Here is a 14,768-nt window from a genome sequence, read left to right as displayed (position 1 = left end):
CGGTGTCCCCCGCGCGGTCCTCGCCCTGCGTGGCGGGCGGGGTGGCCCGCGGCGGGGGGTGGCGCGGCGGCCGCGCGGCGGCCCCGCGGCCGGCCGCCGCGGCGGGGCTGAGCCCGCTGCTCCCGTCGGCCTCGGCGGCGGACGCGCCACAGGAGACGGTGGTCCCGGCTACCCTGCGCAACGCGTATACGGCGGCGTCCCTCGCGAGCGCGGACACCCAGACGGGCGCGGACGGTGCCGGGGCACAGGGTGTCTTCCACCGGCTCGAGGGTCGCACCACGATGGTCTGGACCCGCTACTCGGACGGTACGACCGTCGCGGCACCGTCCATCAGCGGCGTTCTCCCCAGTGGCACCGGGAGCGACATCCTCGCGTACCGCGGCAGCGACGGCCGGGTCGACCTGTGGAACGCGGTCGACGGGACCTCCCGCACCTTGCAAGTTCCGCAAGGGCAAGGGCTGTTGAACTTCTACGGTGACACGGGCATCGCGTTCCGCAACGTCGCCGCCGCCGACGGGACGACGAGCCGGGTCATGCATCTGCTGACCCCTGGGCCCGACGGAACCACGAATGACGTGACGGTCGACGGGCTGCCCGAGGGCATGTCGCTCGGATTTTCGCGGGGCGCGGACAGCACGAGCATCTTCTTCCAGGCCAAGCTGGGCGACACCGACCGCATCGTCGCCGTGGACAGGGAGACCGGGCGGGCACAGAGCTGGACCGGGGCGCTCCCCTCCGGCTACGCGTACGCGAAGGTCTCGCCCGACCACGTCGCCCTGTACAGCCTCAACAGCTCCAAGGTCCTTGTGGTGCCCCGTTCGGACCTGACGGCGGCCCCGACCGAGGTCGTCCTGGCGAGCGGCACCGGTGCGAATCCCGCCGCTGGTCTCGCGGTGGTCGGTGACTGGCTGGTGCACCGCCCCAGCGCCGGTACGGCCGTGCTGGCCAAACCCATCGCGGGTGGAGCCTCGGTGACGATCGGCGTGTCGGATCCGGACGTGTCCGTCGCGCCCGGTGGCGCCGCCCTCTTCATCGGCACTCCCACGGGAGGCGAGCGCGGCATCCAGCGTGTCACCGAAGCCGACGGCAAGCCCGTCGTGACGACGGTCAAGCCGCTTCCCAAGCCGCCCGTACCGATCCAGGGGCTGTCCCTGGAGCAGGGCAGGCTCGTCGTCGCCGACACCGGCAACAACAGGGACATCAGGAGCGGTTATCTGCGCGAGGTCGCGACGGCGGGAACGCCCGAGTTCGGCGCACGCAGCGATTTCACGGGCGTATCCGCGGTGATGGCCGACTGCCCGGCCAAGGACGCGGGCTGCTCGGAGGTCCACGGCACGGCCGACGGCAGGATCGCCTGGCTGGAGCGGGACACGCAGTCGACCGGGTACGACCTGCTCAGAGTCCAGGGCCCCACCGGCACCAGTTACTTCAGTCGCTCCGTCCCGGCAGGCGGCCGCATCACCTCCGTGTCCGGCAAGTACGTGGTCTACACGGCTGCGTCTCAGAGTTACGTCTACCAGTTGGGCAACTCCGGGACCCCGTCCGTGACCCGGCCGGCCGGCGCCGCCGCTCTGTCGGGCGACCTGTTGTGGACCGCGGGCACCACCCCGGGCAGCGTCACGGGGTACGACCTGTCGGCGAAGAAGAACGTGCAGAGCCTCACCGTCGACGCTCCGTGCGTGCCCGACGAACTGCAGGCCGTCGGCCGCTGGCTGTACTGGAACTGCGGCGCCGACGGAAAGGCCGGGGTCTACGACCGTACGGCCGGGAAGTCCGTGCCCGTTCCCTCGGGCGAGGCGGAGCTGGGTGACGGCTTCGTGGTCACGCACGACAAGCAGGCCGGAGAGCTGACGCTGACGACGGTGACCGGCGGTACGGCCGCCGGGCGTGTCATCGGGAAGCTGCCGGACACCGGCGTCTCGCAGCGTGATGTGCGCTGGACCGTGGACACCGCGGGCTCGAACGCCGCCTACGTGGATGCCGAGGAGCGCGTCCATCTCGTGCCGTCCGGCGTGCCCACGCAGCCGCTGAGCCTGCTCGCGCCCGCCGAGAACGCCAAGTACGTCGATGCCACCACTTTCGACGTGACGCCCCAGACCCTGACCGAGGTGCTCCTGTCGAAGCCCTCGGCGAAGTGGCTGCTGACCGTGCGGAGCAAGGCGACCGGCAAGGTCGTGGACACGGAGGACGGCGGGCCCGCGCGCGGGAAGCTCGTCGTCGGCTGGCACGGCGACGACGAAAAGGGCTCCGGCGACGCGTTCCTCCCGAACGGCTCGTACGACTGGACGCTCTCCGTCGACCCGGCGGACGGAGTTGGCGCGCCGCTGCAGGTCCGCGGGTCCGTCGCGCTGCGGAGCGCGGGAGCGGTGCGTCATGACCACACCGGCGGTGAGGGGCGCGGCCCGGACGGCGTCGCCGACCTGCTCACGCTCAACTCCTCCGGGACGCTGACGTTCCAGCAGGGTGACGGCAAGGGCGCGTTCGCGGGGAAGGCCTCGGGAGGCGGCTGGACCACGTCGGTCACGGCGGTGCCGTTCGGCGATCTGAACAAGGACGGCTGCAACGACGTCCTGGTCCGGATGAAGGACGGCTCCCTACGCGGCTACAAGCCGAAGTGCGGTGACCCGCTGACCACCTCGGCGGCCTACACCAAGCTGGGCACCGGGTGGAGCGCGTACAACGTCCTCACCTCGCCCGGTGATCTGACCGGTGACAGGCGGGCCGATCTGCTCGCCCGCAAGGCGTCCACCGGGGACATCTATCTCTTCGCCGCCAAGAGCGACGGCACGCTGGCGGCCGGGAAGAAGATCCGGTCCGCCTGGACGACGTACACGAAGATCGTCGGTGCCGGTGATCTGAACGGGGACGGGATCGGTGACGTGCTGGCCCGGCACAAGGACGGCACCCTGTACCGCTACGACGGCGCGGGGAACGGGACGCTGAAGGACCGGGTCAAGGTGTTCTCCGCCTGGGGCGCCTCGTACAACGCGATCGTGGGCGTCGGGGACATCACGGGTGACGGCCGCAGCGACCTGGTCGAGCGGGACGGTTCCGGGAACCTGTACCGCAACGACGGCAAGGGGAACGGGTCCTTCGGTCCGCGGGTGAAGATCGCCTCCGGCTGGCAGTCGTACAAGGGTCTCTTCTGACGTTTCCGTCTCGGGTCTGACGTTTCCGTCTCCGGTGGTCCCGAGACGTTTCCGTCTCCGGTGGTCCCGGCTTCCAGGCCGGTTCCGCTACGGGGATGATTTGCCCAACGCCCGTGCATGGCACGGGCGTTGGGCGGGAAACGCTGGGGGCATGACAAGTGACCCAGCGGCGCAGCCGTCGCCGCCAGCTTCCGATGAGGAGCGCCTCGCGCAACTCGGGTACACGCAGGTCCTCGCCCGTCAGATGTCGGCGTTCTCCAACTACGCGGTCTCCTTCACGATCATCTCGGTGCTCTCCGGGTGTCTGACGCTGTATCTGTTCGGCATGAACACCGGCGGTCCCGCCCTGATCACCTGGGGGTGGGTCGGGGTCGGACTGATGACGCTGTTCGTCGGCCTTGCGATGGCGGAGATCTGTTCGGCGTATCCGACGTCCGCGGGCCTGTACTTCTGGGCGCACCGGCTCGCGCCGCCGAGGTCGGCCGCCGCGTGGGCGTGGTTCACGGGGTGGTTCAACGTCCTCGGGCAGGTCGCGGTGACCGCCGGCATCGACTTCGGCGCCGCGTCCTTCCTCGGCGCGTACCTGAACCTGCAGTTCGGCTTCGAAGTGACGCCGGGGCGGACGATCCTGCTGTTCACGGCGATCCTGATCCTGCACGGCCTGCTCAACACGTTCGGCGTGCGCATCGTCGGCCTGCTCAACAACGTCAGCGTCTGGTGGCACGTCATCGGCGTCGCCGTCATCGTCGGCGCGCTCGCCTTCGCGCCGGACAGCCATCAGTCGGTGTCGTTCGTCTTCACGAAGTTCGTGAACAACACGGGGTGGGGCAGCGGCCTGTACGTCGTGCTGATCGGCCTGCTCATGGCCCAGTACACCTTCACCGGCTACGACGCCTCCGCGCACATGACCGAGGAGACCCACGACGCCTCCACGGCCGGGCCGAAGGGCATCGTGCGGTCCATCTGGACGTCGTGGATCGCCGGGTTCGTGCTGCTGCTCGGTTTCACGTTCGCGATCCAGTCGTACCAGGGTGCCCTCGACTCGCCGACCGGGGCGCCGCCCGCGCAGATCCTCCTCGACGCGCTCGGCGCGACCGCCGGGAAGCTGCTGCTGCTCGTCGTCATCGGCGCGCAGCTGTTCTGCGGCATGGCCTCCGTCACCGCCAACAGCCGCATGATCTACGCCTTTTCACGCGACGGCGCGCTGCCGTACTCGCACGTCTGGCACACCGTCAGCCCACGCACCCGTACGCCCGTCGCGGCGGTGTGGCTGGCAGCGCTCGGCGCGCTCGTGCTCGGGCTGCCGTATCTGATCAACGTCACCGCGTACGCGGCCGTGACCTCGATCGCCGTCATCGGCCTCTACATCGCGTACGTCGTCCCGACGCTGCTGCGGGTGCGCAAGGGCGACGCCTTCGAGCGTGGGCCCTGGCATCTGGGCAGGTGGTCGCGGCCGATCGGGATCGTGGCGGTGGTGTGGGTCGGCATCATCACGGTCCTGTTCATGCTGCCGCAGGTCTCGCCGGTGACGTGGGAGACCTTCAACTACGCGCCGGTCGCGGTGCTTGTCGTTCTCGGCTTCGCGGGCGTGTGGTGGGTGGCGTCCGCCCGGCACTGGTTCCTGAACCCTGACCACGCGCGGACGCGGGCGCGTGAGGCGGGGAGGGTGGGAGCGGTGGAACCGGTGGATCCGTAAAGCGGGCTCTGGTGAGGGTGGGTGTGTGACGTTCGCGAGGTTCGTGCCGGTGGCTGTGTGACGTGCGGTTGGCCGGTTGTGTGAGGTCCGACAGGCCGGGAGGCCGATACCCGATCGGCCTCCCGGCCGCGGCGGGCTATGCTCAGGGATGCGTCGGCGCGGTCCGGCGTGTGGACCCTTAGCTCAATTGGCAGAGCAGTGGACTTTTAATCCATTGGTTGTGGGTTCGAGTCCCACAGGGTCTACGGGAAGCAGGCGGGGGGTGCCCCTCTGACCTGCCGGGCAGCGCCCGGGTCGGCTTCGGTCGGCTCGGGCGCTGTTTTGTCGGGGCGGGAGGTGGCGTCGCTTCGCCGTCCTGGTTTCAGCTGCTCGCGATGGCCGCTGACGTCGCTGCCGTCACCGCCATCAGTGCCACCAGTGCGGCCTCCGCGGCCTTCACGGCCTGGCGTACCGCTGCCGCGGACCACTGGCCCTGTGAGATCGACTCCATCGTCGCCTCGACCTGGCGCGCGTCGGCGTCGGGGAAGGCCAGGCGGAGCAGTTTCGCGCCGTGGAGCAGGGCCACCAGGCTCGCCGTGCGCTCGTCCGGCGTCGCGCCCCGGAGGACGACCGCGTCGAGGCGTTGGCGTACCGCCGCCTCCACCGAGCCGTCGGCCTCCGGATAACGGGTCACGGGGAAGAGGCCGAGCACCTTCTTCTTCTCCTTCCGGACCAGCCCCTTCTCGAGCAGGCCCGCGTTCGCCCCGGCCACCGCGTCGTACTTCAGCTGCTGGATCCACTCCTTGGTCTTGCGCGGCTTCTCCCTGGCGGCGATTTCGGTGAGCGCGGCGTCGAGGGCGGGCTCGCCCAGCGGTGTCGGGTCGACGACGGTGACCTTGTCGTCGGTCATGTCGATCCGGCCGGCCAGCGCGAATTCCACCAGCGACGCCGCGGAGATCGCCAGGGCCACCTTCGCCGGCTGGCTCGCGGTGCCGGACTCGTCATCCAGGGAGAGGAGTAGGAGCTGCTCGCCCAGTGTGGTGGGGGTTTCCGGGGTTTCCGGGGTTTGCGTGGGGAGTTCCATCGGTGTCCAATCCGTCTACGTTCTGGGGTTCTGTCCCGGAGGCGGCGGGGGAGGGGTGACCGTTTCGCCCTGGATCACGCGTGGGGTGCCGGGGGTGTCGGCCGGGGTGTCCTCGGTCTTCATGGCCCGCGCTTCGGCCTTGAGGATGCGGGCCGACTTGCCCGCGCTGCGGACCAGTTCGGGGAGTTTCTTCGTGCAGAGGACTGCGATCACCACGAGCAGGATGATGCCTATTTCGCTGATCCCGAACATTCAGTCGTCCTCGCCCTCGTCCTCATCTTCGAAGAAGTCGCCTACTTCGTCCACGACTTCGGCCGCGACCATGCCGCCCACCACGCCGACGGCCAGTCCGGCCGCGCCTGCGGCGACCATCGTGCCCATGCCCGGCCCCGAGCTATGTCCGTGTCCCTCCTCGTAGCCCCCGCCGTACTCATGCCCGTACGACGTGTGGTGTTCGACCAACTGCCGTACCCAGCCGTCGACCACCGCATTCCAGTCCGGGCGGTGGGCGTCGTCGTGGGTGACGGTGAAGTGGGTGAGCGCGTCGTGGCCGCTCGTGAAGAGGCCGCCGCGCTTGTCCGCCTCCAGGATCACCTCCATGCCGGCCGGCGTCGCGAGGAAGGTCACCTCGATCTCGTTCACCGCGTGGGCGTACTGCGGCGCCGGCGTCAGCTCGATCTCCTGGTAGAAGGGGAGCCGCTGGCCGGTGCCTCCGATGTGTCCCAGCTCCAGGTCGGCCGACCTGAAGCCGAAGCCGAGCTGCCCGAAGGCCTCCAGGACCGCCGCCTGTACGGGCAGGGGGCCGACGGCGAGCTGGTCGAGGTCGCCCTTGTCCCGCGCGCCCGCGACCGCGAGTTCGGTGCGTACGCCGAGGGCGATGCCGAGCCGGCGGCCGTACAGCTCGGTCAGCGGCGTCTCCCAGGGGAGGGTCACCGCGAACGGCACGTGGTGCTCGGCGCCCGCGACCAGCCGGAAGCCGCCGCCGACCACGAACCGGTCGAACGCCACGGCGCCGTGACTCTCGCCTCCCTCGTGCTCGGCCTCGACGCGGGCGACGAGCTCCAGGGTGATGTGTTCGATGTCGAAGTCGCCGCTGCCGCCCTTGAGATGGACCTGGCCGGACAGGGTGCCGCCTGGCGCGGCGGCGCCGGGGGCGAGAACGGTGTCGACGGTGGGGCCGCCCACGCCGAGTGAGCCGAGCAGTCGTTTGAACACCATCGAGGCGTTGACTCCCTTGTGTGCGTAGGAGGTTCGTAGCGGGTTCGTAGCGGGTTCGTAGGGGGTTCGTAGCGGGTTCTACAAGCGCGTAGAAGCATAGAGGGGTCGGGGGTGTGGCCTGTGGCTTGTGTGCTGGGGCGGTTCGTTTTCGGACAACAGGGGGAGGGTAGGCGGGAGTTTTCCGGTGCTCCGGAACTTTTCGCGTACGGCCGTTAGTTTCTACATTGCTGTAGTAGTTACGGCTCGGCAAGAAGCCTCAACCGGAGGAGCACGCGTGGCCCTGTGGGACCGCATCAAGGAATCCGCGTCGACGATGCAGACGCAGCTGGTGGCGAAGAAGAACGACCTGAAGTCCGGGGCGTTCCGCGACGCGTCGATGGCGATGTGCGCCCTGGTGGCCGCCGCCGACGGCACCATCGACCCGTCGGAGCGGCGCCGCGTCGCACAGCTGATCGCCTCGAACGAGGTGCTGCAGAACTTCCCGGCCGCCGACCTCCAGCGCCGGTTCGACGACAACCTGGACAAGCTCACCGCGGACTTCGACTTCGGCAAGGTCAGCGTGTTGCAGGAGGTCGCCAAGGCGAAGAAGAAGGAGGCCGAGGCGCGCGCCGTCATCCAGATCGGCATCGTCATCGGCGGCGCCGACGGTGACTTCGACCAGACGGAGCGGGGGGTTGTGCGGGAGGCGTGTCTGATGCTGGGGCTGGCTCCGCACGAGTTCGATCTCTGAGAGCCAGTCCGACGGCTCGCGCTCAGCGGCGGTGGACACTCTCGTCCGCCGCCCCTTCGGCGTCAGAGGGACGTAGCCGCCTGGAGCGTCGTCGCCAGCGTGAGCGCGGAGCTGGCGGAGGACATCGCGGAGGCCGCCGTGCCCGCTCCCGCCGTCCACGTGGCGAGCCCCACCGCCGTGAACGACCTGAGGCGGCCCGGTGCGGCGGGCGGCGGGGCGAGCAGCGCGGCGACTCGGCGGGGCAGCGGGCCGGGGGCGGCGAGGCCCGCGAAAGCCGCGAAGACCGGCTCGCCCGGCCCACGCTGCCCGTTCGACCCGCGTTGCCCGTTCGACTCATTCGACCCGTTCGCTCCGTCAGGCGGAAGCGCCGCCTTGCCGATCGCTCGGGCCACCGCCCTGCGGTCGCCCACCTGGGTCGCCGCCTCCTCGTCCGCCCATCGCTCGGCCGTGTAGGCCACGGCCGAACTCAGCGGCCGTAGAAAGGGGTTGACGCGTGCGGCCAGGCGGACCGTCAGCAGGTGGCGGTGGTGCCGGGCCGTCAGGTGCGTCCGCTCGTGGGCGAACAGGGCCCGCCGTTCCGGAGAGGTGAGCCGGGCCAGCAGCGCAGTGCTGACGACGATGCGGCCCCGTCCGCCGCCGGGCAGCGCGTAGGCGTACGGCTCCGGGTCGGGCAGTACGGCGACCTGGGTCCCGCGCAGGCGGGCGAGCGACGCGTGGGCGCGGCGGCGTAGCGAGAAGTGGCGCCACAGGGTGTGGGCGGCGGCGGAGACCACGGCGATCAGCGCCGGGATGGCTGCCTTGCCCACGATCTCGTCCCGGGGAACGACGGCGCGCACCTCGGGGTCCGACCAGCCGTCCGGCAGCGGATTGCCCGGCAGCTGCGCGGTGCCGACGACCATCAGGAGGCACAGGCAGACGGTGCTGCAGGCCGCCATCACGGCGGCCACCCAGGTGAGGAGGCGCGTCGCCGTGCGCGGATGAAGGCGGTGCGTGGCGAGCCTGGCCACCGGCCAGGCCGTCAGCGGCAGCACCAGGGGCAGGAAGACGAAGACGCCCACGGGCTCAGTCCGTGCCCTTCTCGCCGTCGGCATCCTCGTCCGCGTCCGGGCCCGCGCCCCGGAGGAGGTCCCGCAGCAGCTGCTCGTCGCTCTCGGGCAGCGCGGTGACGAAGCTGGCCAGGACCGCCTCCCGGTCCGGCCCGGAATCCAGGACCTTGCGCATCTTGAACGCGGCGAGCCCGGCCTCGTCGGCCACCGGCGTCCAGACGAACGAGCGGCCCTCCCGCCGCCGGGTGACCGCGTCCTTGGCGTGCAGCCGGGCCAGGATCGTCAGCACGGTGGTGTACGCGAGGTCGCCGCTCACCCGGTCGCGCACCCACCCCGCGCTGACCGGGGCGTCGGCGGTGCGCAGAGCGGCGAGGACCTGTGCCTCCAGCTCGCCCTGGGCGCGTCGTCGGGGCGTGTGGCGTGAGTCCGTCACGGGCTCCTCCTCGGCACTGAGGTCGGGTCTACGGGCCCGTCCATCATCCCTGCTCGGCCGGGGCATCCCTGCTCGGCCGGGGCATCCCTGTTCGGCCCGGGGAACCTCACCCGGCCGAACAGGGAATCCCGTCACCGGGGAGGTCACAGCCCGCAGGAGCCGCGGTCCAGGTGGAAGTAACGGGCGTTGGCCCAGCGGCACAGCCGGATGCCGACGATGACGCCGACGATGGTGACCAGGGCCGGCAGGTATCCGCCGGCGAGCTGGATGATCGGGATCGCGGGGCAGCCGCCGGAGATCGCCCAGCCGGTGCCGAACAGCACCGCGCCGGGGATCACGCCGGCGTGGATGCGCCCCGGCGTGCGGCGCACCCGCAACAGGGCGAACGCGCACACGATGAGCCCGACCGCGCCCGCGAAGGAGAAGAACATCCGCAGGTCCTGGAAGGTGAACATGCGGTTCAGCTCGGCGTAGTCGCCGAAGCCGATGCAGGTGACGGTGAAACCGAGGGCCAGTCCGGTGACGACGTTGGCCAGCAGGATCGCGCCCCGGGTACGCATCAGATCACCTTCCACAGGAGGAACGACACCGCGGAGGCGGTGCCGAAGAACACGGCGGTCGCGACCATGCTGACGGGGCGCAGCCGGCCGCAGCCGCTGAGCCCGTGGCCGGAGCTGCACCCGCCGGCCAGCCGGGTGCCGAAGCCGACCAGCACGCCTCCCACGAACAGCAGGACGACCATCGCGACCGGGTTGGCGGTGACCACGTCCCGGAAGCCCGGGCCCATGTCGAGGCGGAGCTTGAACCGCCCGGTGACGAGCGCGGCGATCAAGCCGCCGACGAAGATCGACACCAGCAGGGCGGCCTGGGTGACCAGGGGCGCCGGGCGCTGGCTCGTGACCGAGGGACGCTCACCGGCCGCAGGTTCGGCGACGGGCGGCTGAGACGTCTCGTACGGAGAGTACGGAGCGTGCGGAGAGTACGGAGCGTGCGGAGCCTCGGGATTGTGCGGCAGGGGCGAGGGTGCGCCGGTGCCGAAGTGCTCCGCCGTGGCCGCGGCGAGTGCCTCGGCCAGCGCGTGATCGTCGGCGAACTCCTCCTCCGCCTGCTCCAGTTGGCGTTCGCGGCGCCAGTGCAGCACGCGGTCCCACGCGGACGACACCCCGAGGGACCGGTCGGTGATCAGGGTGTGGACGACGGTGACCAGGGCGAGCCCTATCGCGCCCGCCCACCAGGGCCAGTAGGCGCTCATGCGGGTCCTTTCATCCAAGCGGCGAGCCGAGCCCAGAGGCTGATACCGGACGCCTTCGGGGGCGGTGACGGTCGCTCATGCCGGCCGGGTCGGGGCGTTGTTGCCGATCCGAACGGGGGCGTGGCCTCCGGTGCCCCGGGAGCGGGCCGTGGCGGCTGGGGCTGCTGGAACTGAGGGTGCTGCTGAAACTGCTGCTGGGACTGTTGGTGCTGCTGGAATTGCGGGTGCTGCTGGAACTGCTGCTGGGGCTCTTGGCGCTGCTGCTGGAAAGGCTGGAACGGCTGGGACTGCTGGTGCTGTTGGGAGGCCGCAGCCGGGTCGGTGGCACCGGACCCGGACGGCTCCGCCTCGCCCGACGGTTCGAGGTGGCGTGCGCGGGCACCGTTGGGCAGCAGGTTGATCGGCACGCGCTCACCGGTGAGCGCCGTCTGGTAGCGCGCACAGCCGAGCCAGCGGTCATCGCTGTCGCAGTAGTACACGCGCCAGCCCTGCAAGCTCGCCCTGAGTAAAGGGAAAAGGGGGCAATCTGCGGCGTGCGAGCAACCCACGTTGCTCCCTTCTGACCGGCGCACCGCCCGCTCAGGAGGGGGCGGTTGCCGTTCTCGATTCCTGCCCTTGCCAGCCCGGTCGACGGCCTGGAAAGCAATGCGGTGAAGGGCAGTGACAGTAAGGCGCTGTACCCCCGTACCGCGACCGGGCGTGATGCAACCATTGTTTCGACGTCCTGAGCAAATTCAGGGAATTTTCCAATCAGGCCACTTGGTTTCACTTGGTGAGATACTCTCCGCGACGGATATACGGGGCCTATCCCTTATGTCCCGACATTTGCAGCCCTTAATGAGGTCGATTGAGTCACGATTCGACCACGTGATCACGGCCCGTGACGGCGCAAGCCAGTTATAAAGGTGCAAATGCTGGAGTTTCTTGTGTTGGTGCTGTGAATATCGTGGATTTCGAACGAAGAGCCGTAGGGGGAATGATGTGCCAGCGTGCTATCTGCCGGTCGTGCCGGAAGCTGACCTATGAGGGCTGCGGTATGCATGTGGAGCAAGTGCTGAGGGGTGTGCCTGCGGACCGGCGGTGCATGTGTGAGGAGCCGGCGGGACGCGGGCGGGCGCACGCGGCGCACGCGGCGACGGCTGCCCGGAGCGGCGGCCGGTGGGCCCGGCTTCTCGGCTGGATAAAAAGCCCGGCATGAGTTGATTGTCCGAGCGGCCTGACCAAGCGCTGTCTGATGAATTCATCCGGAATGCCGCAGGCCGTCAGCCCTCCCGCGCGTATCTCCTCTTCACCGCTGTCAGAGCGATTGCGTACAGCGTGAGGACTCCTGCGAGGAGTGCGTAGTAGAGGAGAGGCAGGGGGGTCATGCCCAGGAGGTGGGCCGCCGGGGTCAGGGGGAGCGCGAGGCCTACGACGGCCAGGGCCGCGACCGCCCAGCGGACCGGGCCCGGGGTGTGGGTGCGGCCGGTGCGGAGCAGCAGCATGACCAGGCCCTGCGTCAGCAGGTTCTCCGTGAACCAGCCCGAGTGGAACGCCGCTTCGTGCGGGCCCGTGCCGGAGTGCAGGGCCAGGGCAAGCGCGCCGAAGGTCGCCAGGTCCGCGGCGGCGTTGAGGACGCCGAAGCCCGTGATGAAGCGCAGGAAGTCGCGGGGGCGCAGCGTCGTGGGCCTGCGCAGCACGGAGGCCGCCGGGCGGTCGAACGCGAACGAGAGCTGCGCCGCGTCGAAGCACAGGTTCTGGGCGAGGACCTGGGCCGGGAGCATCGGCAGGAACGGCAGCAGCAGGCCCGCGGAGAGCATCGCGATGACGTTGCCCAGGTTCGAGGAGAGCGTCACGCGCAGGTAGGTGGCGATGTTGCCGCTGCTGTGGCGACCGGCGGTGATCGCGTGACCGATCGCGGTCAGGTCCTTCGCGGGCGGGGCGTTCGCGGGCAGGGTCTCTGCGGGCGGGGCGTTCATGGCGACGCCCGCGGCGGCGTCCGACCGGCGCGCCTCCGTGAGGATGATGTCCGCCGTCTCGCGCGCCACCGGAACCGCGTCCCTCGGGCAGATCCCCACGTCGGCGGCCCGTAGCGCGGGAAGGTCGTTCACCCCGTCGCCGAGGTAGCCGACCGTCGTTTCGCCGTCGGCCCGCAGCGCGGTCACGATGCGGGCCTTGTCGGCGGGGGTGCAGCGGGCGAAGACCGTGGTCCGGCGGGCGAGTTGGGCCAGCTCCGCGTCGGTGACCGTGTCGAGGGAGTCCGCCGTACGTACGTCGCCGGGGTCGAGGCCCAGGTCGCGCAGGGCGCGGGCCGCCGTGCCGGGGTGGTCGCCGGTGATGACCTTGACGGTGACGCCGCGTTCGCCGAGGTCGCGCAGGGCCTGTGCCGCCGTCGGTACGAGGGCGTCGGTGAAGGCGACGAAGCCGGTGAAGGTGAGGCCCCGCTCGTCGGCCGGGCCGTACGGGCGCTGGCGGGCGGGGCGTTCCGCGGTCGCCACGGCCAGGAGCCGCAGCCCGTCGGCGGACATCGCCGCGGCCTTGTCGAGCAGGCTCGCGCGCTCCGCGTCGTCCAGTGCGCACCGCTCCAGGACGTTCTCCACCGCCCCCTTCACGGCGAGCGTGACCGTGCCGAGTGCGCCGGGGCGGCGTACGACGGCCGTGGCCAGGCGGCGTACGGGGTCGAAGGGGAGGGCCGTGATGCCGTCGTACTCGTCACAGGCTGCCGGATCCTCCGTGATGACGGCCTCGTCCAGCGCGTCCGGTGCCGGCAGGTCGGCCAGCTGGAGCGTCCACCACGCGGAGACGGCCGCCCAGTGCAGCGCCTCCGGGTCGGTGCGGGACGGTTCGACGGCCGGGCGGTCCTGCGTGAGCGTGCCCGTCTTGTCCACGCAGAGGATGTCGACGGCGCCGATGTCGTGCAGCGCGGGGAGCCGCTTGACGATCACCCCGTGGGTACGGGCCAGCAGCGCCGAGCCGCGCGCCAGCGCCGTCGTGACGATCACCGGCAGCATCTCCGGCGTGAGCCCGACGGCCACCGCCACCGCGAACGGCAGCGTCTCCAGGCCGCGCCCGCGCAGCGCCGCGCTCGCCATCAGAACCAGCGGCGGCGTCAGGAGCATGAACCGGATCAGGGTCCAGGAGATGCCGTGCACGGAACGGTCGAACGCGCTCGCCGTGAGCCGCGCCCCGGCCGTGTTGTGGGCGGCGGCGAACCGGGTGTCCGCCCCCGTCGCGAGCACCACCGCACTCGCGCTCCCGGACGCCACACTCGCGCCCTGGAAGCACAGATGCGCCGACTCGCCGACCTCCGGCAGATCCACGGCGTACTTCTCGACCGGCACGGACTCCCCGGTGAGCGCCGCCTGCTGCACGCTCAGCCCCTGCGCCCGCAGAAGACGTACGTCGGCCGGGACCAGGTCGCCGGGCCCCAGCCGCACCACGTCCCCGGGCACCAGCTGACTGACCGGGATCTCACGTTCGCCGGGCGGGCCGGACGCGTCGTCGGCCCGGCGCAGCACGGTCGCCGTCGTCGCCACCAGGTCCCGCAGGCCCGCCATGGCGGTGTCCGCGCGGCGCTCGCCCGCCGACCGCAGCCCGCAGCTGACGCTGACCAGGACGAGGATCACGCAGGCGGTGCCCCACGCCGCGACCGCCGCCGAGACCAGCCCGAGGCACAGCAGGACACCGGTGAACGGGTCACGCAGGCTGCGCGCGGCGAGGCGCGGCCACGACAGGCGGCGCGTGCCCGGCGGGACGTTCTCCCCGTACCGGACGAGCCGTCGCTCCGCCTCCGCCTCGGTGAGCCCGCGAGGGCCGCTGCCGAGGGAACGGAGGTGCTGGAGCGTCGTACGTCCGGTGGGCGGGGCGGCGACGGGCGGTGCCACCGGGACGACGGCGGGCGTGTCCGGAGTGAGGTCCGAAGCGGGGTCCGGGGCGGTGTCGGTCACGCGGGCGCCGTCAGCGGTTCTCGGGTGTCGTCACCGTGGGCTTCTCCGGTTCGTCGTCATCTCCGGTAGGGAGTCTTCCCGGCACGGAGCCTTCCCGGTACGGAATCCTCCCCGTACGGAGCTTCCCGGTACGGAGTCCGCTGAGGCGGCCTTCCCGATTCGGCGGGTCCCGCTCGCCGGAGTCGGCACAACAGGCCGGCCGCGATTCAGTCTAGGGGCGGAGAATTCGTCGACGCCCTGGCAAGAGTTCGCACT

At 70.9% G+C, this 14,768-nt stretch carries 12 protein-coding genes and 1 tRNA gene; 5 read left to right on the top strand and 8 right to left on the bottom strand.

Annotated elements, in window-relative coordinates; genetic code table 11:
- The 3 genes from ABZ893_RS35595 to ABZ893_RS35585 form a co-directional block, all read left to right on the top strand.
- On the top strand, positions 1–3,149 hold a 3,149-nt coding region (locus ABZ893_RS35595; RefSeq protein WP_361412418.1), incomplete at its 5' end, for a VCBS repeat-containing protein.
- A gap of 151 nt (positions 3,150–3,300) precedes the next feature.
- A complete protein-coding gene (locus ABZ893_RS35590; RefSeq protein WP_361412416.1) occupies positions 3,301–4,845 on the top strand; it encodes an amino acid permease in 1,545 nt (514 codons plus the stop codon).
- A 172-nt stretch (positions 4,846–5,017) separates the two neighbouring features.
- Positions 5,018–5,090: transfer RNA gene (locus ABZ893_RS35585), tRNA-Lys, on the top strand.
- 116 nt (positions 5,091–5,206) lie between these two features.
- Here the strand turns inward: ABZ893_RS35585 and ABZ893_RS35580 are convergent.
- The 3 genes from ABZ893_RS35580 to ABZ893_RS35570 are packed head-to-tail and all read right to left on the bottom strand — an operon-like array spanning position 5,207 to position 7,126.
- On the bottom strand, positions 5,207–5,908 hold the full coding sequence (locus tag ABZ893_RS35580; protein WP_361412414.1) for a GPP34 family phosphoprotein: 702 nt from the start codon (positions 5,906–5,908) through the stop codon (positions 5,207–5,209).
- 15 nt (positions 5,909–5,923) lie between these two features.
- A complete protein-coding gene (locus tag ABZ893_RS35575; protein WP_361412412.1) occupies positions 5,924–6,160 on the bottom strand; it encodes a twin-arginine translocase TatA/TatE family subunit in 237 nt (78 codons plus the stop codon).
- Positions 6,161–7,126 carry a sporulation protein gene (locus ABZ893_RS35570; protein WP_361412410.1) on the bottom strand — a complete coding sequence of 322 codons (966 nt, stop codon included), beginning with the start codon at positions 7,124–7,126 and terminating at the stop codon, positions 6,161–6,163.
- A gap of 274 nt (positions 7,127–7,400) precedes the next feature.
- Between ABZ893_RS35570 and ABZ893_RS35565 the strand changes: the two genes are divergently transcribed.
- On the top strand, positions 7,401–7,856 hold the full coding sequence (locus ABZ893_RS35565) for a TerB family tellurite resistance protein (RefSeq protein WP_361412408.1): 456 nt from the start codon (positions 7,401–7,403) through the stop codon (positions 7,854–7,856).
- Positions 7,857–7,918: 62 nt separating this feature from the next.
- Here the strand turns inward: ABZ893_RS35565 and ABZ893_RS35560 are convergent, their stop codons facing one another.
- From ABZ893_RS35560 to ABZ893_RS35545, 4 genes are all read right to left on the bottom strand, one after another.
- Complete coding sequence (locus tag ABZ893_RS35560) at positions 7,919–8,914, bottom strand: M56 family metallopeptidase (RefSeq protein ID WP_361412406.1); 996 nt, start codon at positions 8,912–8,914, stop codon at positions 7,919–7,921.
- 4 nt (positions 8,915–8,918) lie between these two features.
- On the bottom strand, positions 8,919–9,335 hold the full coding sequence (locus tag ABZ893_RS35555; RefSeq protein WP_361412404.1) for a BlaI/MecI/CopY family transcriptional regulator: 417 nt from the start codon (positions 9,333–9,335) through the stop codon (positions 8,919–8,921).
- A gap of 143 nt (positions 9,336–9,478) precedes the next feature.
- Positions 9,479–9,895, bottom strand: coding sequence for a YeeE/YedE thiosulfate transporter family protein (locus ABZ893_RS35550; protein WP_361412402.1), 417 nt, complete (start codon positions 9,893–9,895; stop codon positions 9,479–9,481).
- Entirely contained in the window at positions 9,895–10,587 is a 693-nt protein-coding gene (locus ABZ893_RS35545; RefSeq protein WP_361412400.1) for a YeeE/YedE thiosulfate transporter family protein, read from the bottom strand. Before ABZ893_RS35545 ends, ABZ893_RS35550 begins: the two co-directional genes overlap by 1 nt.
- Before the next feature lie 176 nt (positions 10,588–10,763).
- Here ABZ893_RS35545 and ABZ893_RS35540 point away from each other — a divergent pair, with 176 nt between their 5' ends.
- On the top strand, positions 10,764–11,096 hold the full coding sequence (locus tag ABZ893_RS35540) for a hypothetical protein (RefSeq protein ID WP_361412398.1): 333 nt from the start codon (positions 10,764–10,766) through the stop codon (positions 11,094–11,096).
- A gap of 753 nt (positions 11,097–11,849) precedes the next feature.
- On the opposite strand, the gene ABZ893_RS35535 is transcribed toward ABZ893_RS35540, so the two are convergent.
- The gene (locus ABZ893_RS35535) at positions 11,850–14,450 is read right to left on the bottom strand and encodes an HAD-IC family P-type ATPase (protein WP_361412420.1); all 2,601 of its coding nucleotides are present in this window, start codon (positions 14,448–14,450) and stop codon (positions 11,850–11,852) included.
- Positions 14,451–14,768 lie beyond the last annotated feature (318 nt).

The organism is Streptomyces sp. NPDC046821, from assembly GCF_040645335.1.
Lineage (GTDB): Bacteria > Actinomycetota > Actinomycetes > Streptomycetales > Streptomycetaceae > Streptomyces.
This window is presented reverse-complemented; position numbering and strand designations above follow the sequence as displayed.